General features: G+C 72.2%; 17 protein-coding genes. 13 read left to right on the top strand and 4 right to left on the bottom strand.

The genetic code is table 11. The features are described from left to right. Window positions 1–115 precede the first annotated feature (115 nt). The 5 genes from AB0H82_RS25365 to moeZ all read left to right on the top strand — a co-directional run bounded on the left by AB0H82_RS25365 (window position 116) and on the right by moeZ (window position 6495). Complete coding sequence (locus AB0H82_RS25365) at window positions 116–1933, top strand: DUF3492 domain-containing protein (protein ID WP_362996429.1); 1818 nt, start codon at window positions 116–118, stop codon at window positions 1931–1933. Next, the gene (locus tag AB0H82_RS25360; protein WP_362996427.1) at window positions 1930–3327 is read left to right on the top strand and encodes a hypothetical protein; all 1398 of its coding nucleotides are present in this window, start codon (window positions 1930–1932) and stop codon (window positions 3325–3327) included. The genes AB0H82_RS25365 and AB0H82_RS25360 overlap by 4 nt, the downstream gene beginning before the upstream one ends. A gap of 229 nt (window positions 3328–3556) precedes the next feature. Further along, complete coding sequence (locus AB0H82_RS25355) at window positions 3557–4516, top strand: NAD-dependent epimerase/dehydratase family protein (protein ID WP_362996425.1); 960 nt, start codon at window positions 3557–3559, stop codon at window positions 4514–4516. Continuing rightward, on the top strand, window positions 4504–5253 hold the full coding sequence (locus AB0H82_RS25350; protein ID WP_362996423.1) for a spherulation-specific family 4 protein: 750 nt from the start codon (window positions 4504–4506) through the stop codon (window positions 5251–5253). The genes AB0H82_RS25355 and AB0H82_RS25350 overlap by 13 nt, the downstream gene beginning before the upstream one ends. Before the next feature lie 63 nt (window positions 5254–5316). Continuing rightward, window positions 5317–6495 carry an adenylyltransferase/sulfurtransferase MoeZ gene (gene moeZ, locus AB0H82_RS25345; protein ID WP_362996421.1) on the top strand — a complete coding sequence of 393 codons (1179 nt, stop codon included), beginning with the start codon at window positions 5317–5319 and terminating at the stop codon, window positions 6493–6495. 65 nt (window positions 6496–6560) lie between these two features. Here the strand turns inward: moeZ and AB0H82_RS25340 are convergent, their stop codons facing one another. The 3 genes from AB0H82_RS25340 to AB0H82_RS25330 all read right to left on the bottom strand — a co-directional run bounded on the left by AB0H82_RS25340 (window position 6561) and on the right by AB0H82_RS25330 (window position 12667). Continuing rightward, complete coding sequence (locus tag AB0H82_RS25340; RefSeq protein ID WP_362996419.1) at window positions 6561–8141, bottom strand: alpha/beta hydrolase; 1581 nt, start codon at window positions 8139–8141, stop codon at window positions 6561–6563. 71 nt (window positions 8142–8212) lie between these two features. Then, window positions 8213–9760 (bottom strand): alpha/beta hydrolase, encoded by a 1548-nt coding sequence (locus AB0H82_RS25335; protein WP_362996417.1) that lies wholly within the window; start codon window positions 9758–9760, stop codon window positions 8213–8215. A 93-nt stretch (window positions 9761–9853) separates the two neighbouring features. Continuing rightward, complete coding sequence (locus AB0H82_RS25330; protein WP_362996415.1) at window positions 9854–12667, bottom strand: lysylphosphatidylglycerol synthase domain-containing protein; 2814 nt, start codon at window positions 12665–12667, stop codon at window positions 9854–9856. A 173-nt stretch (window positions 12668–12840) separates the two neighbouring features. On the opposite strand from AB0H82_RS25330, the gene AB0H82_RS25325 reads away from it, so the two are divergent. The 6 genes from AB0H82_RS25325 to nudC all read left to right on the top strand — a co-directional run bounded on the left by AB0H82_RS25325 (window position 12841) and on the right by nudC (window position 23752). Then, window positions 12841–13221 (top strand): MGMT family protein, encoded by a 381-nt coding sequence (locus AB0H82_RS25325; protein WP_362996413.1) that lies wholly within the window; start codon window positions 12841–12843, stop codon window positions 13219–13221. Between the two features lie 167 nt (window positions 13222–13388). After that, window positions 13389–16808, top strand: coding sequence for an ATP-dependent DNA helicase (locus AB0H82_RS25320; protein WP_362996411.1), 3420 nt, complete (start codon window positions 13389–13391; stop codon window positions 16806–16808). A gap of 146 nt (window positions 16809–16954) precedes the next feature. After that, the gene (locus AB0H82_RS25315; RefSeq protein ID WP_362996409.1) at window positions 16955–17653 is read left to right on the top strand and encodes a hypothetical protein; all 699 of its coding nucleotides are present in this window, start codon (window positions 16955–16957) and stop codon (window positions 17651–17653) included. An 83-nt stretch (window positions 17654–17736) separates the two neighbouring features. Further along, entirely contained in the window at window positions 17737–21324 is a 3588-nt protein-coding gene (locus tag AB0H82_RS25310) for a UvrD-helicase domain-containing protein (protein ID WP_362996407.1), read from the top strand. 10 nt (window positions 21325–21334) lie between these two features. Next, a complete protein-coding gene (locus tag AB0H82_RS25305) occupies window positions 21335–22738 on the top strand; it encodes a dipeptidase (protein WP_362996405.1) in 1404 nt (467 codons plus the stop codon). Between the two features lie 66 nt (window positions 22739–22804). Continuing rightward, window positions 22805–23752, top strand: a complete 948-nt coding sequence (nudC, locus tag AB0H82_RS25300; protein ID WP_362996403.1) for an NAD(+) diphosphatase — start codon at window positions 22805–22807, stop codon at window positions 23750–23752. A 5-nt stretch (window positions 23753–23757) separates the two neighbouring features. Here nudC and AB0H82_RS25295 read toward each other — a convergent pair whose 3' ends face one another. Next, on the bottom strand, window positions 23758–24000 hold the full coding sequence (locus tag AB0H82_RS25295; protein WP_362996401.1) for a mycoredoxin: 243 nt from the start codon (window positions 23998–24000) through the stop codon (window positions 23758–23760). A gap of 150 nt (window positions 24001–24150) precedes the next feature. Between AB0H82_RS25295 and AB0H82_RS25290 the strand changes: the two genes are divergently transcribed. Further along, on the top strand, window positions 24151–26361 hold the full coding sequence (locus AB0H82_RS25290) for an ATP-dependent DNA helicase UvrD2 (RefSeq protein ID WP_362996399.1): 2211 nt from the start codon (window positions 24151–24153) through the stop codon (window positions 26359–26361). A 162-nt stretch (window positions 26362–26523) separates the two neighbouring features. After that, entirely contained in the window at window positions 26524–26865 is a 342-nt protein-coding gene (locus tag AB0H82_RS25285) for a hypothetical protein (RefSeq protein WP_362996397.1), read from the top strand. Window positions 26866–26904 lie beyond the last annotated feature (39 nt).

The raw sequence follows: 26904 nt of genomic DNA, 5'->3' as shown, positions 1-26904 counted from the left end.
GCCTCGCCGCCTCCGGGGTCAACTGCCGCGCCACCTGCATGACCGCATACGTTCGTCCCGCTGCTAGCCGCCGGTCCAACGGCGGCTCACCGAACGGGAGATCGGGGGTGCGCTCGTGCGCGTCGGACTGCTTACGGAGGGTGGCTATCCGTATGTGAGCGGTGAGGCGAGGCTCTGGTGCGACCGGCTCGTACGTGGGCTCGGACAGCACGAGTTCGACATCTACGCGCTCAGCCGCAGCGAGCGGCAGGAAGCGCGGGGCCGGGTCGAACTCCCGCCCCAGGTCGGCCGGGTGCGCACGGCACCGCTGTGGACCGTCGACGACGAGGCGCTCCGCGCCGCGGGGCCGCGCGGGGGGCGCGGGCGGCGCGCACGGCGGAGGTTCGCCGAGTGTTTCGGGGAGCTGGCGGGGGCGGTGTGCCGGGGGGGTGCGGGGGGCTCCGGTGGGTCTGGGGGGCCTGAAGGGCCCGGTGACCCCGAGGGCTCGGGGGGCTCCGGTGATGTGGCGGGCGGCTCGGGAGACATTGGCGACGATGTGGCGGACCGTTTCAGCAACGCTCTGTACGGGCTCGCCGAACTCGCCCGCGACGAGGGCGGCCTGGTCGGCGCACTGCGTTCCGAATCCGCCGTCCGCGCGCTGGAGAGCGCCTGCCGCGCGCCCGGCGCGCTGCGCGCCGCCCACGGCGCACGGGTGCCCGACCTGCTCACCGTCGCGGGCCTGATGGAGCGCGCGCTGCGGCCGCTCTCCCTCGACTGGTACGGCGCCGACGGCCTCAGTGCCGTCGACCTCTGCCACGCCACGTCCGGCGGCCCCGCGGCACTGCCGGGACTGCTGGCCGGGCACTTCGCCGGCGTGCCGTTACTCGTCACCGAGTACGGCGTGCGGCTTCGGGCGCGCCACCTCGCCGCGGGCGACACGGACCTCGGCGCGCCGGCCCGCGCGCTGCTCGCCTCCTTCCACGGCCTCCTCGCCGCCGAGGTGTACCGCGGGGCCACGCTCGTCACCCCCGGCAACAGCCACGCCAGGCGCTGGCTGGAGCGCTGCGGCGCCGACCGCGCCAAGCTGCGCACCGTCTACCCCGGCATGGCGGCCGACCGCTTCTCCGAGATCGGGGAGGGCGGCTACGACCACTTCGGCGCCGCTCCCGGCACCCTTGTGTGGGCCGGCCGCATCGAGCCCGCCAAAGACCTGGTCTCGCTGCTCCACGCCTTCCGCGAGATCCGCGAGGAGGTGCCCGGGGCGCGCCTGCGGGTGGTCGGGGCCCCCGCGGAAGGGCCCGAGGCCCAGGCGTATCTCGCACACTGCCGGGACCTCGCCGCCCAGCTCTTCCTCGACGACCCCGTCTCCTTCGAGGAACTCGACGGGCCCGGCGCACCCGGACTCACCGAGGCGCCCGGACTCACCGACGCGTACGCCTCCGCGGGCGTCGTCGTCCTGTCGAGCGTCGTGGAGGGCTTCCCGAACAGCCTGGTCGAGGCCATGTTCTGCGGGCGCGCGACCGTCTCGACGGACGTCGGCGCGGTGGCGGAGGTCATCGGGGGCACGGGGCTCGTCGTGCCGCCGCGCGATCCGCGGGCGCTCGCGGAGGCGTGCGTGACGCTGCTGCGCGACCCCGAGCGCTGTGCACGCCTGGGCGCGGCGGCACGGGCACGAGCCCTCGAACTCTTCACCGTCGAGCAGAACGTCGCAGCATTTCGAAGCATTTACCTGGAGATCGTCTCGCACTGCCCGGTGCGCAGGGACGCGGTGGACGAGGCGGGCGAGCCGGTGCCGTTCGCGAACCCGGCGGAGGCGTATCTCCCGGGGCGGTGGGCGGCCGCGGTGGGCCGGGCGACCGGTACGGAGCAGGGGGCCGAGGGCGGCGGGGTGCCGAGCTGGGCCGCGATGGAAGAGGCGCCGACCCACGCGGAGTTGAGGGAGGCCGCCGTATGAGTCGCATGCAGCGACAAGAGGGTGCGGGCGTGGGCGTGGATGCCGGCGTCGTCAGCGGTGATGACGGCGACAGCGGCTGGGACGCGCGCGGCAAGGGCGGACGCGGTGACAACAGCGGCAGAGGGGGCGACAGCGGCAGAGGGGGCGACAGCGGCAGAGGGGGAGACAGCTGGAGAGGGGAAGACAGCGGTGCGCCGCAGTCGTACGCCCGCGCCGAGCCCGCGCGCCACGGCACCGCCGACCCTGTGAAGACCCTCCTGCACCACCACCGCGAGCTGTGCGAGCGCGCCGTCGACCCGCTGGAGATCGCGGCGGGCCTGGAGGCGCACGGCATCACCGACCGGGCGGCCGCGCGCTTCCGGCACCGGGACGTGTTCGCGCTGGCCGAGGAGATGTACGCGCGCGTGCCCCACGCGGACACCGAGGGTGCGACCACCGAGGGCACGGGGACGGGCAGCGGTGCGCGCCACGCGCCCGAAGTGCCGCCCGGCTGGGCCCTGTTGGCCCTGCTGCCCGGCACCGTATGCGCGGCAGCCGTGGCCGCACTCGGCATCGGTGAGGGAAGCGCGCGGTTCGTGATCGCGCCACTCGGCGCACTCGCCGTGGGCGTGGCCCTGCACATCGCCCTACGCCGCGGTCCGTTGCGGGCTGTCGTCCGCCAACGGCGTTCCACGCGCGCGTGGGTGTGCTGGCTCCTCGCGTACGCGCTGCTCGGCGACGGGCTGCTCACGGGTGTCGTCGCGGGCGGGCCTGGCGGGCCGGGCGACCTCTGGGACCCCGCGGTCGCCGGGCTCCTCGGCCTCGCCCTGGCCGTCGCGCCCGCGATCTGGTGCGCCCGCCTCTTCGCGGTACGGGCCGCGGGACGTCTCGCCGCCAGCCGCGGGCTCGACGAGTTCGCCTCCTCCGTAAGGCCGTTGCTGTGCGGCGTGTTCGCCCTGTTCCTGGGGGCGCTCGTGGCGCTGCTCGCGCTGGCGTACGCGCTGCTCGGCGCACCCGAGGCGGGTGCCGGCCCGGGGACCGACCCGGGGACCGGCCCGGGCGCCGGCCTGAGCGCGGGCCCGGACGGCGGAGCGGCGACCGTCGTCGGGGCCGCCGCCCTCGGAGCGCTGCTGCTGCTCGCGCGGCTGCTCGACGTCTACGGCTTCAACCGCGCCCCCGCCCTGCTGCTCGGTGCAGCGGGCGCCTCCGAAGCGGCCGCCCTGGCCCTCGTGTTCGCGGGCCGGCTGCCCGGCTGCGACGCGCTGGCCGTGCCGGTCACGGCCGCCGTCGAGGCGTGGGGCCCCGGCGTCGTACCGGCCACCGCCTGCGGTGTCGCCGCCCTCGTCCTCCTGGCCCACGCGGCCAGGACCCTGACCCTGGCCTCCGCGCACGCCGGCGCACGTGATGCGCCGTGAGCCGCCGCCCACAGACCGGCACGACCGGCACGACCGGCACGACCACCAGGGCTTCCACCACCACCAGGGCCTCCACCACCAAGGCCCCCAAGACCACCAGCACCACTCTCCCGCGGGGCCGACACCGCGGGCCTGACCCCGTGCACCACGGCAACCCTCCCGAAGGAGAAAGACAGATGACCACCCGCAGCCGTCTCCGCCGCCGAGCGGCCACCCCGGGAGGCGCCCGATGAGGGTGCTGCTGATCGGAGCCAACGGATATCTCGGCCGGTTCGTCGCCGACCGGCTGCTCGCCGACCCGGCGGTGCAGCTCACCGCACTCGGCCGCGGTGACGACTCGGACGTACGGTTCGACCTCGCCAGCGGAAGCCCCGGCGCGCTCACACGCTTCCTGGACGCCGTGCACCCGGGCGTCGTCATCAACTGCGCCGGCGCGACCAGGGGTGGCGCCCGCGACCTGACCCGGCACAACACCGTCGCCGTCGCCACCATCTGCGAGGCCCTGCGGCGCAGCGGCTGCGGGGCGCGCCTCGTGCAGCTGGGCTGCGGCGCGGAGTACGGGCCGAGCCAGCCGGGGTCCTCGACGGCCGAGGACGCGGTGCCGCGGCCCGGCGGGCCCTACGGCGTCAGCAAGCTGGCCGCCACCGAGCTGGTCCTCGGCTCCGGGCTCGACGCCGTCGTCCTGCGGGTCTTCTCGCCCGCCGGACCCGGCACGCCCGCAGGATCGCCGCTCGGCCGGCTCGCGGAGGCCATGCGGCGCGCGATGCAGGCGGGGGACGGCGAGCTCAAGCTCGGCGGACTCGGCGTACAGCGGGACTTCGTCGACGTACGAGACGTGGCGCGCGCCGTGCACGCCGCCTCGCTCTCCGCCGCGCAGGGCGTCGTGAACATCGGCGCGGGCCGGGCCGTGCGCCTGCGGGACGCCGCCGCCGTCCTGGCTCGCGTCGCCGGGTACGGCGGAGCGCTGCACGAGCTCGACCAAGTGCCCATGCGGACATCCATCGGCCACCCCCGCGGCGAATCGGAACACGGGCTGCCGGCCGCCGCCGCGTACCCCTACCCGGACGGCTGCGGCAGCTGGCAGCAGGCCGACGTGCGCACCGCGCGCGACCGGCTCGGCTGGCGGCCCCGCATCAACCTCGAAGAGTCACTCGCCGACATCTGGATGGAGGCCGCATGCCGCATCTGACCAGAACCACCAGGGGCACCGCGAGCACCGAGGTACGCATCGGCTTCGGCATCCCCGGCTTCGCCCACCCACTCGTCGCCCCGCGCGAATGGTCCCAGCTCGCCCGACCCGGCACCCCTTTGAAGTGGGTCGTACTGAATGTGGCGAACGGTCCGGGCGAGCGGCCCGACCCGCACTGCCTTGAGGCGGCGGGCCGACTGCGGAACGCGGGCGTCCGGGTGCTCGGCCACCTCGACACGACGTACGGCGCCCGCTCCTTCGGAGAACTGGTCTCCGACGCGCACCGCTACCTCGACTGGTACCAGGTCGACGGCTACTCCCTGGACCGCTGCCCGACCGAACGGGCCGCACTCCCGGAGGTGCGCAGGACGGTCACGACCCTGCGCGCCCTCATCGACGACGCGCACATCGTGCTCGGCCACGGCACCCACCCGTATCCCGGATACGCCGAGACGGGCGACCAGTTGGTGACCTTCTCCGGCCCGTGGAGCGACTACCGCTGGTCGCAGGTGGCCGAGTGGACCGCCGACTACCCGCCCGAGCACTTCTGCCACTTCGTGCACGGCATGCCGCGCGGCCACCTCGACGAGGCGCTGCGCATCGCGCGCTGGCAGGGCGCCTCGACGATCTACTTCACGGACCGCGTGGACGGAGGCGGCCCGGGGGACCCCTGGGAGTCCATGCCCGGTTACTGGGACGAAATCGTCTCGCGTATCGGAACAGGTGTCTCGGAATGAAGAAGGGCGTGGCAGTGTTACTTGCAGAACAACCGTTCCGCATTACCGACCAACGGAGTCCCCGTGTCGCTGCCACCCCTGGTCGAGCCCGCATCCGAGCTCACCGTCGATGAGGTTCGCAGGTACTCCCGCCACCTGATCATCCCCGACGTCGGGATGGACGGGCAGAAGCGGCTGAAGAACGCCAAGGTGCTGTGTGTCGGCGCCGGTGGCCTCGGGTCGCCGGCGCTGATGTACCTGGCCGCGGCCGGTGTCGGCACGCTCGGCATCGTCGAGTTCGACGAGGTCGACGAGTCCAACCTGCAGCGCCAGATCATCCACAGCCAGGCGGACATCGGCCGCTCCAAGGCGGCGTCCGCGAAGGACTCGGTCCTCGGCATCAACCCGTACGTGAACGTGGTCCTGCACGAAGAGCGGCTTGAGGCCGACAACGTGATGGACATCTTCAGCCAGTACGACCTGATCGTCGACGGCACGGACAACTTCGCGACCCGCTACCTGGTCAACGACGCGTGCGTGCTCCTCAACAAGCCGTACGTGTGGGGCTCCATCTACCGCTTCGACGGCCAGGCGTCCGTCTTCTGGAGCGAGCACGGACCGTGCTACCGCTGCCTCTACCCGGAGCCCCCGCCGCCCGGCATGGTGCCCTCCTGCGCCGAGGGCGGCGTGCTCGGCGTGCTGTGCGCGTCGATCGGCTCCATCCAGGTCAACGAGGCCATCAAGCTCCTCGCGGGCATCGGCGAGCCGCTCGTCGGCCGCCTGATGATCTACGACGCCCTGGAGATGCAGTACCGCCAGGTCAAGGTCCGCAAGGACCCCGACTGCGCGGTCTGCGGCGAGAACCCCACCGTCACCGAGCTCATCGATTACGAGGCCTTCTGCGGCGTCGTGTCCGAGGAGGCCCAGGAGGCGGCGGCCGGTTCGACGATCACTCCCAAGCAGCTCAAGGAGTGGATCGACGCGGACGAGAAGATCGAGATCATCGACGTCCGCGAGCAGAACGAGTACGAGATCGTCTCGATCCCCGGCGCCAAGCTGATCCCGAAGAACGAGTTCCTGATGGGCACCGCCCTCCAGGACCTGCCCCAGGACAAGAAGATCGTCCTGCATTGCAAGACGGGTGTCCGCAGTGCGGAAGTCCTCGCGGTGCTGAAGTCCGCGGGCTTCGCGGACGCGGTGCACGTGGGCGGCGGCGTGATCGGCTGGGTCCACCAGATCGAGCCGGAGAAGCCGGTCTACTAGACGTAGCGTCTGAACGGAAACGGGCCCGCACCTCGCAGGTGCGGGCCCGTTCGTATGCCCGGCCGTCAGGACGAGCAGACCTTGCCGTCCTTCGGCGCCTTGCCGTCCAGCAGATACGTGTCGATCGCGCCGTCCACGCAGTCGCTGCCGTTGCCGTACGCCCCGTGGCCCTCGCCCTTCCAGGTCAGGTGGACGCCGACGCCCTTGCCGAGCTCGTCCGCCATCTTGCGGGCGCCTTCGTAGGGCGTCGCCGGGTCGCCGGTGTTGCCGACGACGAGGATCGGGGCGGCGCCGGGCGCGCTCACCTCGGGGGAGTCGTGCAGCCCGGCCACCGGCCACTCGTGGCACCAGCCCGCCGTGTCCCAGCCCAGGAACTCCCCGAAGACCGGCGATATCCCGCGGAACCGGTCCAGGCGCTTCTTCGCCTCCTCCGGAGTGGTCCGCGCCTTGGCGTCCAGGCAGGAGATCGCCCGCTGGGAGTGGCCCTGCGTGCTGTAGCGCCCCGACGCGTCGCGTTCGTTGTACGCGTCGGCGAGCTGGAGCAGCGCCGAACCGTCGCCCTTCTCGGCGTCCTCCAGGCCGCGGGTGAGCGCGGGCCAGGTCTGCTTGCTGTAGAGGGTGACCAGGATGCCGGTGTGCGCGAGGGACTCGGTCAGCTTCCGGTCGCCCGAGGTGCGCATCGGCTCGGCGTCCAGGCGGTCGAACAGCTTCTCTATCTTCGCGGAGCCCGCCTTCGGGTCCTGGCCGCGGGACGTGAAGTAGTTGTCGAGGGCGCGCTGGAAGCCCCTCGCCTGGTTCTCCGCGTGGCCGATCGAGTCCGCGCTCGGGTCGACGACCGCGTCGAAGACGGCCCGGCCCACCTTCTTGGGGAACAAGTGTGCGTACACGCCGCCGAGTTCGGTGCCGTACGAGACGCCGAAGTAGTGCAGCTTGTCGTCGCCGAGGACCTGGCGCATGACGTCCATGTCGCGGGCGGCGTCCTCCGTCGAGATGTGCTCGACGAGCTTCTTCGAGCCCTTCGCGCAGCCCGCGCCGAAGTCCGCCGCGTCCTTGAAGTAGGCCTTTTCCTCGGCCGGGGTGTCCGGTGTGAGGTCGACCTTCTTCTCGGCGGCCTGCGTGGCTCTGTCGTCACGGCAGCGGACGCCCTCGCTCGCCGCGACGCCGCGCGGGTCGAAGCTCACCAGGTCGTACCGCTCGCGCAGCGCGTCGTACGAGTCGGCGAAGGACGGGAGCCCGGAGACGCCCGACCCGCCGGGGCCGCCGAAGTTGAAGAGGAGGGAACCGATGCGGTCGCCCTTGCCCGTGCTCCTGGCGCGGATCAGGGCGATTCCGATGGTCTCGCCGTCCGGCTTGCCGTAGTCCAGCGGGACCTTGAGCGTCGAGCACTGCCACTCGGCCCCTGGGGCGCTGCCTCCCTCGGGCGCCTCGCAGCGCTTCCAGGCCAGCTTCTGGGAGGTCATCGAGGCGGGCAGGGTCGAGGAGGGATCGGGCTTCGGCCGTGGCTCGGGAGCGGTCGCCGAGGGGCCCTTCCCGTCGCTCCTGCCCCCGTCACCGTCGCCGTCGTCGGACGAGCCACAGCCGGCGGCCAGGCCCGCCACCAGCACTCCGGCGGCGGCCAGGGCCGCGGACCGTACAAAACGCTGCATAGAAGCGCTTCCCCCCTTGGAAGACAGTTCAGGCCATAGTAGGCGGGGCCTCTGACAGCGGTTCGGGGCGGTCAGGAGCAGACCGTCCCCGCCTTCGGGACCGTCCCCTTCAGCAGGTAGCCGTCCACGGCGTCCCGCACGCACTTGTTCTTGCTGTCGTACGCCCCGTGCCCCTGGCCCTTGTACGTCAGCTCGACACCGACGCCCTTGCCGAGCGCCTGCGCCATCTTGCGGGCGCCCTCGTACGGCGTGGCCGGGTCGCCGGTGTTGCCGATGACGACGACGGGCGGCGCGCCCTCGGCGCTCACGTCGGGGTGGTCGGCCTGGCCCTCGACCGCCCAGTCGGTGCAGCCGACCATGCCCCACGCCAGGTAGTCGCCGAACAGCGGTGAGGCCTCGCGGAACTCGGGGAGCTTCTTCTCGACGTACTCCGTGTTGTAACGCGCCTTGTCGTCCGCGCAGTTGATGGAGACGTTGGCGGACTGGATGTTGTTGTACTCGCCGTCCTCGTTGCGTCCGTTCATCGAGTCGGAGAGGGCCATCAGGATCTTGCCGTCGCCCTCGTAGGCCTCTTCGAGGCCCTGGGTGAGATACGGCCAGAAGTCCTTGGAGTACAGGGACTGCGCGATGCCGTTGGTCGCGGCGGTCTGTGTCAGTTCGCGGGGCGGCAGGCCGGTGATCGGCTTGCTGTCGAGGTCCTTCAGGAGCTTCGCGATCCGGTCCTCGACGTCCTTCTCCGTGTCACCGATCGGGCAGTCCGCCTCCTGGGAGGTGCAGTCCTTCGCGAAGTTGTCGAGCGCCAGCTGGAACCCCTCGGCCTGGCCGAGCGAGCCCTGTTCGGCGTTCTGCGTGGGGTCGACGACCGCGTCGAAGACGGCCCGGCCCACCTTCTTCGGGAACAAGTGTGCGTAGACCCCGCCGAGTTCGGTGCCGTACGAGATGCCGAAGTAGTGCAGCTTGTCGTCGCCGAGGACCTGGCGCATCAGGTCCATGTCGCGGGCCGCGTCGGTGGTGCGGACGTGCGGGAGGGTGCTGCCGGCGTTCTTCTCGCAGCCGTCGTTGAAGGCCTTCACGTTGTCGATGAGCTTCTTCTTCTCGGCCTCGTCGTCCGGCGTGGAGTCCTGCTGGAAGTACGCGTCGAGCGCGTCGTCGTCCTCGCACTCGATGCCCGCACTGCGGCCGACGCCGCGCGGGTCGAAACTCACCAGGTCGTAGCGGGTGCGCAGCTTGGCGTACTCCTCTCCGAAGGCAGGCAGCGTGGTGATGCCCGAGCCGCCGGGGCCACCGAAGTTGAAGACGAGGGACCCGATGCGGTCCTTCTTGTCGCCGTTCGTGGCCGCCTTGATCAGCGCGATGTCGATCGTGTCGCCCTTGGGCTTCGCCCAGTCGAGAGGCGCCTTCATGGTGGCGCACTGCCACTCGGCGCCGCCCGGCAGCGGCGAAGGGGCGTCACCCCCGCCCTCGGAGGCGGCAGGCGCGGGGCAGTCCTTCCAGCTCAGCTTCTGAGCCGACAGGTCCTCGTCCTTGGAGTCGCCGCCGCCGCACGCCGCGAGCGTGGCGGACAGAAGCAGGGTGGCGGCGGCCAGAGCGGTGGCGCGCGGCTGGGACTGTGTGGGCATGTGCTCATCCTGAAGGGGGACCCGACGGGACGCTCGGGGCACGGGCCGTGTGGGTGAGAAATCAGCCACAGGGCTCGAAGCCGCGAAGATGCCTCAGAGCAGTCCCTTCCTCGTCAGGTGGTTGAAGAACAGCCACCCCGGAAGCACCGGCAGCCACAGCGTCAGGAGCCGGTAGAGCAGCACCGCGGGCGCCGCCACGTCCTTGGGCACACCCACCGCGATCAGACCGAGGGTCAGTGTCGCCTCGACCGCGCCCACACCGCCGGGCGTCGGCGCCGCCGATCCCAGGGCGTTGCCCGCGAGGAAGACGACCGCGACGCTCGCGAGGCTCAGCGACGTCATCTGTTCGTTGCCGAAGGCCCGTACCGAAGCGTCCAGGCAGAGCACGAACATCAGGGTGAGCAGCAGCATCCCGCCGATGCCGGTGAGCAGCTTCTGCGGTCGCTGCAGCACGTCCAGCATGCGGGGCACGACACCGGCGAAAAGCGACCGCACGCGCGTGACGACGAATTTCCGCAGGAACGGGATGGCCGTCACCACGAGGACGAGCACCGCGACCGACAGCAGACCGGCGATGACGGTGCGGGACGGCGTGAACGACGGCGTCTTCTCCGTCCCCGTCAGATAGCCGAAGATCAGCAGCAGCAGGATGTGCGAACCGAGCCCGAAGAGCTGCGAGGCGCCGACGCTCGCCACCGCGAGCCCCGAGCGCACTCCCGACCGCTGCAGGAACCGGGTGTTCAGCGCGACACCGCCGACCGCCGCGGGCGCCACGATCTTCACGAACGAACCGGCCACCTGCGCCGCCACCGCCCGCAGGAACGGCACCCGCTCAGGCACGAAGCCGAGCAGGCTCATCGCCGCCGCGAAGTAGCTCAGCGCGGAGAAGCCCACGGCCGCCGCCACCCAGCCCCACTCCGCCTCCTGGAAGAGGGTGCCGAATTCGACGTGCGTGAGCTGCGACAGCAGGAAGTACGCGCCGATGGCGCCCGCGATGAAGCTGATCAGCGTGCGCGGCCTGATCCGCTCCAGCTGCGCGGGCTCGACCGGTGCCGTCGGGCGGATGAGCAGCACCTGGTGACGGATCTGGGTGAGCAGGTCCTCCTCGCGGGCCTGCTCCAGCGCGTCGTCTATGGCCTGCTTCTCGGCCTGCCGCTCCTGCTTGGCCGCCTGCTTCTCCTGCTTCTGGGCCTGCTTGTCCGAGCGGCCGTCCGCGGCCACCTGCGCGCGCACGCTCTGCCGGGACTTGCGGGAGGCCTCAAGGACGGCCTCGCGCTCGCGCTGGGACCGCTCGCGGGCCAGCCTGGCCAGCGTGGAGCGGGTGGAGCGGGTGAGGGCGATGGGCTGCAGCAGCGGCAGGCAGTCGGCCACCGCGTCCGGGCCTAGGATCTCGACGGCGGCGGCGACCGCGCGCTCGGCGCCCACGCGCAGGCCGAGGGCGGTCAGGAGCTGGGCGATGTCGATGCGCAGGACCAGGTCGCCCGCGGCGATCTCGCCGCCGCGCAGGTCCGTGAGGATCACGGTGCCGGAACGATCCACCAGAATCGCGTCGCCCGCGAGTCTGCGGTGCGCGATACGGCGGGACTGCAGCGCCTGCACCTGCCGCCAGGTGTCGCACAGCAGTTCGTCGGTGATGGCCTCGTCCGGCAGGGAGTCCAGGGAGCGGCCGCCCGTGTGCTCGTAGACGAGCATCACGGCGTCGGGGCCGAGCTCGGAGGTGGCGATCAGCTTGGGCGCGTTCGCACCGGCCGCGATGGCCGCGTACGCGAGCAGGGCCTCCTGCTCCAGGGCCTGGCGCAGCGACTGCAGGCTGCGGCGCTGGGTGATGCCCCGCAGGGTGAGCCTGCGCCAGACGCGGTAGAAGAAGCCCTGCGCCTGCTGCTCGCGGTCGATGACCGTGACGTCGAGGGGCGGGCCGTCCTCCAGGGTGACGAAATAGCGTCGGCCCCGGTCGCCGTGTTCGCTGTCCGGTGCCTCCTCGCGGGCGGCGCTCACGGGGCGGAAGCCGACGTGCCGCAGGCCCACGAGCAGGGTCTGCCCGGTCGGGCGTACGTTCGGTGAGCCGACCGCGTAGAGCGTTCCGTACGCCACGGCCCAGCCGATGAGCACCGTGAGGATGATCGAGAACGGCGTCGTGTAGCCGGTCACGAGCATCGTGAACGCGTCGAGCAGCAGCACCACGAACAGCACCAGGCGCCAGCGCGGCCTGCGGGACATGCCGACGGCCGTCATGTACGCGATGACGGGTGCGAGATAGCCGTGCACCGGATCGGTGAACGCGTGCAGATCGGCAGGGGACGGCTTGGTCAGCGCGTCCTGGATGGAGCCGGGGGCGGCCTTCGCGACCCACAGGTCGGTGGCCAGCGTCACACCGTGCGCGAGCACGGCGGCCAGCACACCGTCCGCGATGCGGAGCCCGTCCCGTTTGATCAGCCGCTCGATGGCGAACGCGACGGGGACGAGCAGCACACCGATGCTGGCGACGAGGCCGGCGACCTTGATCAGCAGATCGGGCGCCTGCTCCGTGCCCTTGTCGATGTCCTGTTCGAGCCCGGACGTCGTGCCGTGGGCGAACGCGGCGATGGCCAGGAGCACCGCGATGGCGAGGACGCCGACGAGGAGCCGCATGAGGTCGGAGGGGCGGTGCACGCGCGCGGCGAGGAGCGGTTCGTCACCGGCGACGCGGTCGGTGTGCGCCCCCGAGTCGGAGTCGGCACAGTCGGGCCCCTGACCGAGGTCGGGGCCGGCGTCGTGTCCGACGTCCTGCTTTTCGTCGCTCTTTTCGTTGTTCTCGCTGGTCAGGGCGGGCTCACCGGTGTCCGGGTGTGACTCGGACGCAGAGGTGCCCGCCTTCTCATCGGGATGCACGCCCTGCCGCTCCGTCGTCTCTTCTTGATCTCGTATCACCAGTCACCGCCCGCACGATGGTGGCATGTCCTGCCTGTGGAGGGAGGCAGCAGGGGGCAACGCGAGGCTGCGAAGTGGTCACGAAACGACACTTTGCGCCCCGCCGCGCAGGCCGCGGCACGCTCTGTGCCGAGCCCGTCACCGTGTCGGTGGGGTACGGCAGGATGGTCCGGATGAGCGAGTTGCCGGAGTACGCGGAACGGGTCCTGGAGGTCGCGGAACTGATTCCTCCGGGCCGGGTGATGACCTACGGAGACGTCGCCGAGTGGCTGGAGGAGGGCGGTCCACGACAGGTCGGCCGCGTGATGGCCCTCTACGGAGGAGGCGTTCCGTGGTGGCGCGTGGTGCGCTCGGACGGCGTGTTGCTGCCCGGGCACGAGCTGCGGGCCCTGGAGCGGTACCACGAGGAGGGCACACCGCTGCGACAGGCGTCGCGTGCCGCCCAGGGGCATGTCCCGAAGCTCGACATGCGGCGGGCCCGGTGGGACGGCGGCGCGGCTGAGGGTGACGCTGCGGGTGGCACGCGCCCGCCGGCTCCGGAGGCTCACACCTGACAGCTTCCGGCATCCGGTGACCCGGCGGGGGACCGGTGGCCCGTACGGGGGAAGCCACGCGTCCTCCGCGTCCACTGGCGTAGCGTCGACAGCACGCGTCCCCCTCACCCCGCGGCCACCGCGCAGCCGCTCATCGACCAGCACACCCACCAGGACCGGCGACCCACGTGAGTTCCCCCTCTTCCACTCGGCACATCCGGCACCCGTCGCACCACCCGGTACGACAGGGGACCCGGGACGTCTACCGACTGGTGCGCACACCGCGGGCCCCGTTGGATCCCCCTCGCTTGGACGCAGGTCAGCGGGGTGTGGTTGACCACAAGCATGGACCGCTGCTGGTCCTGGCGGGGCCCGGCACGGGCAAGACGACCACCCTTGTGGAGGCCGTCGCCGCGCGTGTCGCCGAGGGCGCCGACCCCGCGCGGATCCTGGTGCTCACCTTCAGCCGCAAGGCCGCGGTGGAGCTGCGCGACCGCATGGCGCTGCGCATAGGGGCTGCGAACGCCCCGCAGGCCACCACGTTCCACTCCTTCTGCTACGCCCTCGTCCGCGCCCACCAGGACGCCGAGCTGTTCGTGGAGCCGCTGCGGCTCCTGTCGGGACCCGAACAGGACGTGGCGGTACGCGAACTGCTCGCGGGCCAGATCGACCTCGCGCAGGAGGGCCACGGGCACATCCGCTGGCCGGACGAGCTGCGCGCCTGCCTCACCACCCGCGGCTTCGCCGACGAGGTCCGCGCGGTCCTCGCCCGCAGCCGTGAGCTGGGCCTCGGCCCGGACGCCCTGGACGCCTTCGCCCGCCGCAGCGGACGGCCCGACTGGGGTGCGGCGGCGGCCTTCCTCGCCGAGTACCTGGACGTACTCGACCTGCAAGGAGTGCTCGACTACGCGGAACTGGTGCACCGCGCGGTGCTGCTCGCGCGCCGCCCCGAGGTGGCGCGGGCGCTCGGCGCGCAGTACGACGCGGTCTTCGTCGACGAGTACCAGGACACCGACCCGGCGCAGGTACGGCTGCTGCACGCGCTGGCCGGCGGCGGACGCACCCTCGTCGCCTTCGGCGACCCGGATCAGTCGATCTATACCTTCCGGGGCGCCGATGTGAACGGCATCCTGGAGTTCCCGCACGACTTCCCGCGCGCGGACGGCAGCCCGGCGCCGGTCGAGGTCCTGACGACGTCCCGCAGGTCGGGCGCGCAGCTCCTCGCGGCCACCCGGCTCCTCACCCGCCGCATGCCGCTGACCAGGCTGCCCGCGGAGAAGGTCCGGGCCCACCGGGAGCTCTCGCCGGTCAGGGACGGCGGCAGCGTCGAGGTGTACACGTACCCGACGGCCGGCACGGAGCTCGACAACATCGCAGACATCCTGCGCCGCGCGCACCTGGAGGACGGCGTCCCGTGGGGCGACATGGCGGTCCTGGTCCGCGCGGGCGCCCGCACGATCCCTGCGGTCCGCCGCAGCCTCAGCGCGGCCGGTGTCCCCCTGGAGATCGACGGCGACGACATCGCCCTGCGCCACGAGCCGGCGGTGACACCGCTGCTGACGGCGCTGCGGGTGGTGGCGACGGCGGTTGTTTCGGAGACGGTTGACGCCTCGGGCGAGGAAGCCACCGCCTCGGGGGCGGGAGCCGCCGGCTCTGGCGAAGAAGCCGCCCCGGGCGGGGAAGCCGCCACCTCCGGGGAGGAAGCCGTCCCGGGCGCGGAATCCACCGCCCCCGCCTGGCTCGACACCGAGACCGCCCTCACACTCCTCACCTCCCCCCTGGCCGGCATGGACGCCGCCGACCTGCGCCGCCTGGGCCGTGCCCTGCGTGAGGAGGAGCGCGCGGCGGGCAACCACCTGCCGCCGCCCTCCGACGAACTCCTCGCCCGCGCCCTCGCCGAGCCGGAGCGGCTCGTCGCGCACGACCCGGCGTACGCCCGAGGGGCCCAGCGGCTCGGCGCGCTGCTCCGTAAGGCCCGTGAGCGCCTCGCGGGCGGCGGCACCGCCGAGGAGGCGCTGTGGGAGCTGTGGGACGGCACGCCCTGGCCCACGCGTCTGGAGCGCACCGCGCGCCGCGGCGGCGCGGCCGGCCGGAACGCCGACCGTGACCTCGACGCGGTGTGCGCCCTGTTCGCCGCGGCGGCCCGCGCGGAGGAGCGCACGGGCGGACGCGGCGCCCTCAACTTCCTGGAGGAGACGGAGGCGCAGGACATCGCCGCGGACACCCTCACGCGCCGGGCGGCCCGCCCCGACGCCGTACGGCTGATGACGGCGCACCGCTCCAAGGGCCTGGAGTGGCGGCTCGTCGTGGTCGCGGGTGTTCAAGAAGGCCTCTGGCCCGACCTGCGCCGCCGCGGCTCGCTCCTGGAGGCCGACCGCATCGGCCGCGACGGCCTCGCCGAACCGCTGACGCCCGGGGCGCTCCTCTCCGAAGAACGCCGTTTGTTCTACGTGGCCGCCACGCGCGCGCGTGAACGCCTCGTCGTGACCGCGGTGAAGGCACCGGCGGACGACGGCGACCAGCCGTCCCGCTTCCTCACCGAACTCGGCGTCGAGCCGAAGGACATAACGGGCCGCCCGCGCCGCCCCCTGTCCGTCGCCGCGCTCGTCGCCGAGCTGCGCGCCACCACGGTCGACCCGCGGGTCTCCGAGACCCTGCGCGAGGCGGCGGCCCAGCGCCTGGCGCGCCTCGCGGCGCTCAGCGACGCCGACGGCCGCCCCCTGGTGCCTGCCGCGCACCCCTACCGCTGGTGGGGCATGTACGAACCGACGGCGAGCGAGGTCCCCCTGAGGGACCGCGACAAGCCCGTCGTACTCTCCGGCAGCGCCCTCGACCAGCTCGCCAACACCTGCTCCCTGCAGTGGTTCCTCGGCCGCGAGGTGAAGGCGGACGCCCCCGCGACCGCCGCCCAGGGCTTCGGCAACGTGGTGCACGTCCTTGCCGACGAGGTGGCCTCCGGACGCACCCCCGCCGACCTCGCCGTCCTCATGGAGCGCCTCGACTCCGTGTGGGACGCGCTCGCGTTCGACGCCCCCTGGAAGTCGGCGCAGGAGAAGGAGCACGCGCGCGTGGCGCTGGAACGCTTCCTCCAGTGGCATGTGATGGACCGTGCGAGCCGCACCCCGGTCGCCAGCGAGCACGACTTCGACGTGACCCTGGAAGCCGGTCCCTACGAAGTGCGCGTGCGGGGCTCCATGGACCGCGTGGAACAGGACGCGGAAGGCCGTGCCTACGTAGTCGACTTCAAGACCGGCAAGCAGGCCCCGACCGCCGCCGAGGTCGCCCGCCACCCGCAGCTCGCCGTCTATCAGCTGGCGGTCCGCGAGGGCGCCGCGGACGACCTCTTCGAAGGAGTACGTCCCGAACCGGGCGGCGCCGAACTGGTGCAGCTGCGCCAGGGTGCCGCAAAGAAGAACGGCGGCGAGGCCCTTCCGAAGGTCCAGGCCCAGGAGGCCCTCTCCGGAGAGTGGATCGGCGACCTGCTCGCGACGGCCGCGGGCAAGGTCCTCGACGAACGCTTCACGCCCACCACGGGCCAGCACTGCACGCACTGCGCCTTCCGCGCCTCGTGCAGCGCACGCCCGGAGGGCCGTCATGTGGTGGAGTGACCGGGCCGTCGCACCCGTGGTCACCCCGTGGTCATTGTCACGTCCCGTCACCCCGGGGCGTAGCAGCCCCAGAAGCAATCTAAAGTCTCCGTAAAGACATGCTGTGCACCGGCTGAGGGTGCACCTTTTCGAGGAGAAGCGCGTATATGGCAGCCAACCGGAAGCTCCTGGCAGTGGCCGCGGCGTGTGCCGCCGCCGTGATCGGCGTCACCGGCTGCAGCAGCGACAGCGGCGACAAGGACCCCTTCGAGGGGATGAGCGCCGACAAGATCGCTGACAAGGCATCCAAGGCTTCCAAGGACGCCGGTTCCTTCACGATGAAGGGGCAGATGAAGCAGAAGGGCGAGGTGAGCAACATCGAGTTCGCCGTCGCCGAGTCCGGCGACTGCAAGGGCACGATGGGCTCGCAGAAGTCGGGCACCGCCGAGTTCCTCTCCGTCGGAAAGGTCTCGTACGTCAAGGCCGACGACAAGTTCTGGGAGGGCCAGGGTGGCGCCTCCACCGCCGAGCTCCTCAAGGGCCGCTGGGTGAAGTCGGGCAGCAAGGAGGACAGCGTCTGCAACCGGGACGACATGTTCAAGTCCGACAAGCTCAAGAACCTGAAGCGTGAGGACGACTCCGAGGTCGACGGCAAGAAGGTCGCCGTCCTCACCCAGAAGAAGGGCAAGGAGACCACCACCTTCTACGTCGCCATGGAGGGCAAGCCCTACTTCCTGAAGGTCGACAACAAGGGCAGCGACGACCCGGGCTCGGTGACCTTCGGCGGCTACGGCAAGCCCGTCGACGTCAAGGCCCCGCCGGCCAAGGACGTCGTCGACCCGGAGAAGCTCGCTTCCGGTTCCTGACCCCACGCGTCCCATGAGCGGGCGGTGGCCGCCCGCGTCCGGGTCCGCCCCGGATGTCAGTGGCCACCGCTAGCCTCTCTGACGTGTCACCTCGCATCACCGACCCCGAGCAGCTCAAAGAGCTCCTCGGCATCCCGTTCACCCCGGAGCAGACGGCCTGCATCACCGCGCCGCCCGCCCCGCAGGTGATCGTGGCCGGAGCGGGGTCGGGCAAGACGACGGTGATGGCGGCCCGCGTGGTGTGGCTGGTCGGCACCGGCCAGGTCGCCCCCGAGCAGGTCCTCGGCCTGACGTTCACGAACAAGGCGGCGGGGGAGCTCGCCGAGCGCGTGCGCCAGGCGCTGATCAGGGCGGGCGTCACCGACCCCGACGCGGTCGACCCGGACAACCCGCCGGGCGAGCCGGTCATCTCGACGTACCACGCCTTCGCGGGCCGCCTCCTGACCGACCACGGCCTGCGCATCGGCCTGGAGCCGACCTCCCGCCTCCTCGCCGACGCCACCCGCTTCCAGCTCGCCGCGCGCGTGCTGCGCGAGGCCCCGGGGCCCTATCCCGCGCTGACCCGCTCCTTCCCCGACCTCGTGAGCGACCTCCTCGCCCTCGACAGCGAGCTCGCCGAACACCTCGTACGGCCCGAGCGGCTCCGCGCGTACGACACCGAACTGCTGCGGGCCCTGGAAGGCGCCAAGCTCACCAACGCCGACCTGCGCAAGGTCCCCGAGACGGCCGCGGCCCGGCTCGAACTGGCCGAGCTCGTCGAGCGGTACCGCGCGGCGAAGCGCTCCCGCGACCTCCTCGACTTCGGCGACCAGATCGCCCTCTCCGCGACGCTGGCCCGTACCCGCCCCGAGGTCGGCGAGATTCTCCGGGACGAATTCCGCGTCGTCCTCCTCGACGAGTACCAGGACACGTCGGTCGCCCAGCGCATCCTCCTGTCCGGCTTGTTCGGCGGCGGCACGGGCCACCCGGTGACCGCGGTCGGCGACCCCTGCCAGGCCATCTACGGCTGGCGCGGCGCCTCCGTGGCCAACCTCGACGACTTCCCCGACCACTTCGCGTACGCCGACGGCCGCCCCGCCACCCGCCACGCGCTCAGCGAGAACCGCCGCAGCGGCGGCCGCCTCCTCGACCTCGCCAACGGCCTCGCGGAGCCCCTGCGCGCCATGCACGCGGGCGTGGAGGCCCTCCGGCCCGCGCCGGGCGCCGAGCGGGACGGCGTGGTGCGCTGCGCCCTGCTGCGCACGCACGCCGAGGAGATCGACTGGCTCGCCGACTCGATCGGCCACCTCGTCCGCACCGGCAAGGCACCCGGCGAGATCGCCGTCCTGTGCCGCACGGCCACGGACTTCGCCGAGATCCAGTCCGCGCTGGTCGCCCGCGACATCCCGGTGGAGGTCGTCGGCCTCTCCGGACTGCTGCACCTCCCCGAGGTCGCCGACCTCGTCGCCGTCTGCGAAGTCCTCCAGGACCCGGGGGCGAACGCCTCCCTGGTGCGGCTCCTGACCGGGCCGCGCTGGCGCATCGGCGCCCGGGACCTCGCCCTCCTCGGCCGCAGGGCCCGCCTCCTCGTCCGCCCCGGGCACACCGCTCCCGACGACCCGGACCGCCGCCTCGCCGAAGCCGTCGAAGGGGTCGACCCGGCCGAGGTGATATCACTCGCGGACGCGCTGGACACGTTCCTGGAGTCCCCCCTCGACCCGGACGACGCCTCCGGACGGGACGACGGACTGCCCTTCTCGGCGGCGGCCAGGGTGCGCTTCGCCCGGCTCGCCGCGGAACTGCGCGAGCTGCGCCGGTCGCTGGCCGACCCGCTGATGGACGTGCTGCACCGCGTGCTCGCCGTGACCGGCCTGGAGGTCGAGCTCTCCGCGTCACCGGGCGCCCTGGCGGCCCGCCGCCGCGAAACCCTGTCCAACTTCCTGGACGTCGCCGCCTCCTTCGCGGCGAACGACAGCGGTGCGTCGCTCCTCGCCTTCCTCGGCTTCCTGCGCACCGCCGCGCAGTACGAGAAGGGCCTCGACAACGCCCTGCCGGGCGGCGAGAACACCGTCAAGGTGCTCACCGCCCACAAGTCCAAGGGCCTGGAGTGGGACGTCGTCGCCGTCCCCGGCCTGGTCAGCGGCACCTTCCCGAGCGCCCAGGGCCGCGAGAAGTGGACCGCGCAGGCCAAGGTGGTGCCCCACGAGCTGCGCGGCGACGCGGCCACGCTGCCCGACATCGACGCGTGGGACGCCAAGGGCATGAAGGCCTTCCACGAAGCGATGAAGGACCACCAGCGCACCGAGGAACTCCGCCTCGGCTACGTGACCTTCACCCGCCCCCGCTCCCTGCTGCTCGGCTCGGGCCACTGGTGGGGGCCCTCCCAGAAGAAGCCGCGCGGCCCCTCGGACTTCCTCCAGGCCCTGCACGACCACTGCGCGGCGGGCCACGGCGAGATCGAGGCCTGGGCGGACGCACCGGCCGAGGACGAGGAGAACCCCGCCCTCCACGAGGCGACGGCCGACCAGGCATGGCCCCTCCCGCTGGACGACGCCTCCCTGGCCCGCCGCCGCGCCGCCGCGCAGACGGTCCTCGCCCACCTGGACCGCCTGACGGGAGAGAGCACACCGGAGCCCGCCCGCTCCCACGAGGAGACCCACCCGTCGGCGCACGACGACGTGCCCCCGGCCGACGACCCGGAATGGCCACCCCCTCCGGAGGACGACGAACCTCCCTACGAAGACCTCGGCGCCCCCGACGCCGACCCGGCGGACTGGGACTCGCTGGCCACCGAGCGCCCGGCGGCCCCGCGCCCCGCGGACGCACTGGGCCGGGACGGCCACGCACGCGTGCCGCACCCCGCCCCCGCGCCCGACGCTCGCCCGCACCCCGCCGACCGCGTCCCGGACAGCCGCCCCGCTCCGGAGGAGCCCGGCACCCGGCTCACTCCGGAGGAGGCCCGCACCCTCGCCTCCTGGGACCGCGATCTGGACGCCCTGACCGGAGAGCTCCTGCGCGCCCGCGAAACCGTCAGGGACGTTCCCGTGCCGCCCTCGCTCACCGCGTCCGAGCTGATGCGTCTGGCCGCCGATCCCGAGGGCTTCGCACGGGACCTCGCCCGCCCCATGCCGCGCCCGCCGCAGCCCGCAGCCCGCCGCGGCACCCGCTTCCACGCCTGGATCGAATCCCGCTTCGAAGAGCTCACCCTGCCGATGCACTTCCCGGAAGACCTGCCGGGCGGCGGCCCGGACGAGGCCGAGATCGCCGACGAGCGGGACCTCCAAGCTCTGAAGGAGGCGTTCGAGCGCACCGAGTACGCCCAGCGCGCGCCCTACCGCGTCGAGGTTCCCTTCCAGTTCGTGATCGCGGGCCGTGTCATCAGGGGCCGCATCGACGCCGTCTACAAGGAAGGCGACGGCGCCGACGTGACGTACGAGATCGTCGACTGGAAGACCAGCCGCACCCGCACCGCCGACCCCCTCCAGCTCGCCGTGTACCGCCTCGCCTGGGCCGAGCAGCAAGGTGTCCCCCTGGAGTCGGTGAAGGCCGCCTTCCTCTACGTACGCAGCGGGGAGGTCGCCCGCCCGAGGGATCTCCCGGGCCGCGCCCGCCTTGAGCGCCTCCTCCTGGAGGAACCGGCCGGCGTCCCGGGTGACGAGCCGCCGGACGAGCCCGCCCCGGATGGCGGATAGGCTCGTGACCATGAGCGAGACACCGGACAGCGCCGTCCGCACGTACATCGAGAACCACCGTGCCGCCTTCCTCGACGACCTCGCCGAGTGGCTGCGCATCCCGTCCGTGTCGGCTCAGCCCGACCACGCCGGGGACGTGCGCCGCAGCGCCGACTGGCTCGCCGCGGCGCTCAAGAAGACCGGCTTCCCGACCGCGGAGGTCTGGGAGACGCCCGGTGCGCCCGCCGTCTTCGCCGAGTGGCCCTCCGACGACCCGCAGGCCCCCACCGTCCTCGTCTACGGCCACCACGACGTGCAGCCCGCCGCCCGCGAGGACGGCTGGCACACCGACCCCTTCGAGCCCGTCGTCCAGGGAAAGCGCCTCTACGCGCGCGGGGCGGCCGACGACAAGGGCCAGGTCTTCTTCCACACCCTCGGTGTCCGCGCCCACCTCGCCGCCACCGGCCGTACGGCACCCGCGGTCAACCTCAAGCTGCTCGTCGAGGGCGAGGAGGAGTCCGGCTCCCCGCACTTCCGCGCGCTCGTCGAAGCCCACAAGGACCGCATCGCCGCCGACGCGGTGATCGTCTCGGACACCGGCATGTGGTCGGAGGACACCCCGACCGTCTGCACGGGCATGCGCGGCCTCGCCGAATGCGAGATCCAGCTGTACGGCCCCGACCAGGACATCCACTCCGGCTCCTTCGGCGGCGCCGTGCCGAACCCCGCCACCGAGGTCGCCCGCCTCGTCGCCGCCCTCCACGACGAGCACGCGCGCGTGGCGATCCCCGGCTTCTACGAAGGCATAGTCGAGCTCACCGACCATGAGCGTGAACTCTTCGCCGAGCTGCCCTTCGACGAGGGACGCTGGCTGAACACGGCCAAGTCGCACGGCACCCGCGGCGAGGCCGGGCACACCACCCTGGAGCGCATCTGGGCCCGCCCCACCGCCGAGGTCAACGGCATCGGTGGCGGCTATCAGGGCGTGGGAAGCAAGACGATCATCCCGTCGTCCGCCATGGTGAAGCTGTCCTTCCGGCTGGTCGCGGGCCAGGACCCCGACCACGTGGAGAAGGCCGTGCGCGCCTGGGCCGCCGACCTCGTCCCCGCCGGCATCCGCCACACGGTCACCTTCAGCGCCGCCACGCGCCCGTGCCTGACCCCGCTCGACCACCCGGCCCTGCAGTCCGTCGTGCGGGCGATGGGCCGCGCCTTCGAGCAGAAGATCCGCTTCACGCGCGAGGGCGGCTCGGGACCGGCCGCCGACCTCCAGGACGTCCTCGGCGCGCCCGTGCTCTTCCTGGGCATCTCCGTCCCCTCCGACGGCTGGCACGCGCCGAACGAGAAGGTCGAGATCGACCTGCTGCTCAAGGGCGTCGAAACCACCGCCTACCTGTGGGGCGACCTCGCGGAGAACTGGCGCGATGCACACTGAGAGCCGCCGGACCGCCGGACCCGTCCCGCCGCACAACCCATTCCATCGGGGGAGTTGGAAGCACCTGTGACCACCTGGACCGACCGCACCGCAGACCGGCCCGTCTCGCTGACCGCGCAGAGCGGCATCGACCGCGCGGCACACCACCGCATGGACGAGGCGTGGCTGGCCGCCGCCTGGAGCCACCCCACGACCCGGGTCTTCGTGGTCTCCGGCGGCCAGGTGCTCATCGACGAGACGCCCGAGGGCGACACCGAACTGGTGATGACGCCGTCCTTTGAAGCGCCGCTCACCGAGGAGCACCGCTACTTCCTGGGCACGGACGACGACGGCGTCAGCTACTTCGCGCTCCAGAAGGACACCCTGCCGGGCCGCATGGACCAGTCGGCCCGCCCCGCCGGACTGCGCGAGGCGGGGCTTCTGCTCTCGCCCCGGGACGCGGGCCTGATGGTGCACGCCGTCGCCCTGGAGAACTGGCAGCGGCTGCACCGCTTCTGCTCGCGCTGCGGCGAGCGCACGATCATCGCCGCGGCGGGCCACATCCGCCGCTGCCAGGCCTGCGGCGCCGAGCACTACCCGCGCACGGACCCCGCCGTGATCATGGCGGTCAGGGACAGCGAGGACCGCATCCTCCTCGGCCGCCAGATGCACTGGCCCGAAGGGCGCTTCTCCACCCTCGCGGGCTTCGTCGAGCCGGGGGAGTCCATCGAGCAGTCGGTGCGGCGCGAGGTCTTCGAAGAGGCCGGTGTCACGGTCGGCGACGTCGAGTACGTCGCGAGCCAGCCCTGGCCGTTCCCTTCCAGCCTGATGCTGGGCTTCATGGCCGACGCCACCTCCTCGGAGATCAACGTCGACGGCGAGGAGATCCACGAGGCCCGCTGGTTCTCCCGGGAAGAGCTGCGGGCCGCATTCGAGTCCGGGGAGGTCCTGCCTCCCTACGGAATCTCGATTGCGGCCCGGTTGATCGAGCTCTGGTACGGCAAGCCCCTGCCGAAGCCGGGAACCGTCGGCTGAGTCGCTCAGGCGGCCAGCTTCTGCTTCACCTGCGCCAGCGACGGGTTCGTGAGCGTCGAGCCGTCCGGGAAGAGAACGGTGGGAACCGTCTGGTTTCCGCCGTTCGCCTTCTCGACGAAGGCCGCGGAGTCCGGGTCGTGCTCGATGTTGACCTCGGTGTACGCAATGCCCTCACGGTCCATCTGACCCTTGAGGCGGCGGCAGTAGCCGCACCACGTCGTGCTGTACATCGTCACAGTGCCCGGCATGTCTCGTGTGCTCCTTCGTAGCTCGGGGTGCGTCATCGCAATGGATCGAACGTACGCGACCCGGCCACCATTCCCGCATTAGTACGACCGGTGACGTCTCCCTGTGGACAACCGGCTCATCCGCCCCTTGCGACCTGGCAAGCTGGCTGGGTGACATCAGCAACGCACTCCACCCTCTTCCCGCAGGTCCCGGACTCTCCTGACGCGGTGCTCGACGGGCTCGACCCGGAGCAGCGCGAGGTCGCCACCGCCCTGCACGGGCCGGTGTGCGTCCTGGCAGGCGCGGGCACCGGCAAGACACGGGCGATCACGCACCGGATCGCCTATGGGGTGCGCGCCGGAATGCTCCAGCCCGCCAGTGTGCTGGCCGTCACCTTCACCAACCGCGCCGCGGGCGAGATGCGCGGCCGCCTCCGCCAGCTCGGCGCCGCCGGCGTCCAGGCCAGGACGTTCCACTCCGCGGCCCTGCGCCAGCTCCAGTTCTTCTGGCCGAAAGCAGTCGGTGGCCCGCTGCCCCGGATCGTCGACCGCAAGATCAAGCTCGTCGCGGACGCGGCCGCCGCCTGCCGCATTCGGCTCGACCGCAATGAGCTGCGCGACCTCACCAGCGAGATCGAGTGGTCCAAGGTCACCCAGACCGTCCCTTCGGACTACGCAGCGGCCGCCGCGAAGTCCGGCCGCGACATCCCGCGCGACCCGGCCGAGATCGCCCAGCTCTACGCCGCGTACGAGGACCTCAAGCGCGACCGCGCCGTCATCGACTTCGAGGACGTGCTGCTGCTCGCCGTCGGCATCCTCCAGGACCGCCACGACATCGCCGAACAGGTCCGGTCCCAGTACCAGCACTTCGTGGTGGACGAATATCAAGACGTGAGCCCGCTCCAGCAGCGCCTCCTGGAGCTGTGGCTCGGTGACCGGGACAACCTCTGCGTCGTCGGCGACGCCAGCCAGACGATCTACTCCTTCACCGGCGCGACCCCCGACCACCTGCTGAACTTCCGCGCCCGCCACCCGGGGGCGACGGTCGTCAAACTGGTCCGTGACTACCGCTCCACCCCCCAGGTGGTCCACCTCGCCAACGGCCTGCTCTCCCAGGCCCGCGGCCGCGCCGCCGACCACCGCCTGGAGCTGATCTCCCAGCGCGACCCCGGCACCGATCCGGTCTACACGGAGTACGCGGACGAACCGGCCGAGGCCGAAGGCGCCGCCCGCCGCATCCGCGCCCTCCTCGCCGACGGCGTCCCCGCCAGCGAGATCGCGATCCTCTTCCGTACGAACTCCCAGTCGGAGATCTACGAACAGGCGCTCGCCGACGCGGGCGTGCCCTATCAGCTCCGCGGCGCCGAGCGGTTCTTCGAGCGCACCGAGGTGCGCGAAGCGGGCGCGGCCCTGCGCGGCGCGGCCCGCTTCGGGGGCAACGACGCACTGCTCGACGACGTGGTCGACCTGCCCTCCCAGGTGCGTGCCGTGCTCTCCACCAAGGGCTGGACGACCGACCCGCCCGCGGGCTCCGGGGCGGTCCGTGACCGCTGGGAGTCCCTGGCCGCGCTGGTGCGGCTCGCCGAGGACTTCTCCCGGGCCAGGCCGGATGCGACCCTTGCCGACCTCGTGGCCGAGCTCGACGAGCGGGCGAACGCCCAGCACGCGCCCACCGTGGAAGGCGTAACCCTCGCCTCGCTGCACGCGGCCAAGGGCCTGGAGTGGGACGCCGTGTTCCTGGTGGGCCTCGCCGAAGGCATGATGCCGATCACGTACGCCAAGACGGACGAGCAGATCGAGGAGGAGCGCCGCCTCCTCTACGTGGGCGTGACCCGCGCCCGCGTCCACCTCTCCCTCTCCTGGGCGCTCTCCCGCTCGCCGGGCGGCCGTCCGAACCGGCGCCCCAGCCGCTTCCTGGACGGCCTGCGCCCCGGCTCCGGAGCGGGCGCGGCGGCCCGGAGCGCGGGCGGCGGGCCCGGCGGCGTCGAGCGCGGCAGCGGCGGCGAGGGGACGGGCACCGTGGCCGGGTGCCGGCAGCGGAAGAGCCGTGCCCCGGCCCGCTGCCGGGTCTGCGGCCGGACCCTGACCGACGCGGGCGAGCTGAAGCTCCTGCGGTGCGAGGACTGCCCGTCCGACATGGACGAAGGGCTCTACGAGCGGTTGCGGGAGTGGCGGTCGGACCAGGCGAGGGAGCTGGGACAGCCTGCCTACTGCGTCTTCACGGACAAAACCTTGATCGCGATCGCGGAGGCCGTGCCCGACGACGAGGGCGAGCTGGCCCGGATCCCCGGAGTCGGGGTCCGTAAGTTTCACCGCTTCGGAGCCGACGTCCTCGCCATTTGTGCAGGTCAGGAGCGTGTAAGGGGCGCCGATGGCGAATGATTCAAACTCGTCGAAAAAATAGTTTGCGCATGCGCGAGGAAGACCCATAGGTTCTTAACACGGAAACGGCGGCTTCTCCGAAGCCCCGGTTCCGTGCTGTACTTGACAGTCCGCAGGATCGGTTCCGTCGATCCCCTAGACGCCGAGAGGAGGCGATTTCCAGTGATCAGCATCAACGAGAGCTTCATCAGCACCGCGAAAATGACCGATCGCTCGGTCGTCGCTTCCTGCCTGCTCGGCTTCTCGAACCAGGGCACCGGTCTGTCCGGCGGCATCCCCGCCGTGCGTCCGCTGCCCGCCTCCATGCCTCTCGCCGGTCTTCGCGTCAGCGAGGCCAATGAGGGCAATGAGCGACCGACCCAGGCACCGGAAGCAGCAGTAGCGGAGGCGCAGGCCCAGGCCTATGCCTTTGCGGCAGCCGGTGCCGGATTCCGGAAGCAGACGACGCAGCACCACACGATGTGGGCCTTCCGTGGGCTCGAACCCTGGAGTGATCCAGTCTGATCCTCGATCAGACCGGCGCCTTCAGGGCCGCGGAACCCC

It is taken from the genome of Streptomyces sp. NPDC050732, assembly GCF_040654255.1.
Classification (GTDB): domain Bacteria; phylum Actinomycetota; class Actinomycetes; order Streptomycetales; family Streptomycetaceae; genus Streptomyces.
Note: the sequence above shows the minus strand (reverse complement) of the source record. Positions and strands in the feature narration are given on the sequence as shown.

Coding starts and splice junctions, on each gene's coding strand:
- AB0H82_RS25360 (WP_362996427.1), top strand. CDS start 1,930: ATGAGTCGCATGCAGCGACAAGAGGGTGCGGGCGTGGGCGTGGATGCC.
- AB0H82_RS25340 (WP_362996419.1), bottom strand. CDS start 8,141: ATGCAGCGTTTTGTACGGTCCGCGGCCCTGGCCGCCGCCGGAGTGCTG.
- AB0H82_RS25325 (WP_362996413.1), top strand. CDS start 12,841: ATGAGCGAGTTGCCGGAGTACGCGGAACGGGTCCTGGAGGTCGCGGAA.
- AB0H82_RS25335 (WP_362996417.1), bottom strand. CDS start 9,760: ATGCCCACACAGTCCCAGCCGCGCGCCACCGCTCTGGCCGCCGCCACC.
- AB0H82_RS25315 (WP_362996409.1), top strand. CDS start 16,955: ATGGCAGCCAACCGGAAGCTCCTGGCAGTGGCCGCGGCGTGTGCCGCC.
- AB0H82_RS25355 (WP_362996425.1), top strand. CDS start 3,557: ATGAGGGTGCTGCTGATCGGAGCCAACGGATATCTCGGCCGGTTCGTC.
- AB0H82_RS25295 (WP_362996401.1), bottom strand. CDS start 24,000: ATGCCGGGCACTGTGACGATGTACAGCACGACGTGGTGCGGCTACTGC.
- AB0H82_RS25350 (WP_362996423.1), top strand. CDS start 4,504: ATGCCGCATCTGACCAGAACCACCAGGGGCACCGCGAGCACCGAGGTA.
- AB0H82_RS25305 (WP_362996405.1), top strand. CDS start 21,335: ATGAGCGAGACACCGGACAGCGCCGTCCGCACGTACATCGAGAACCAC.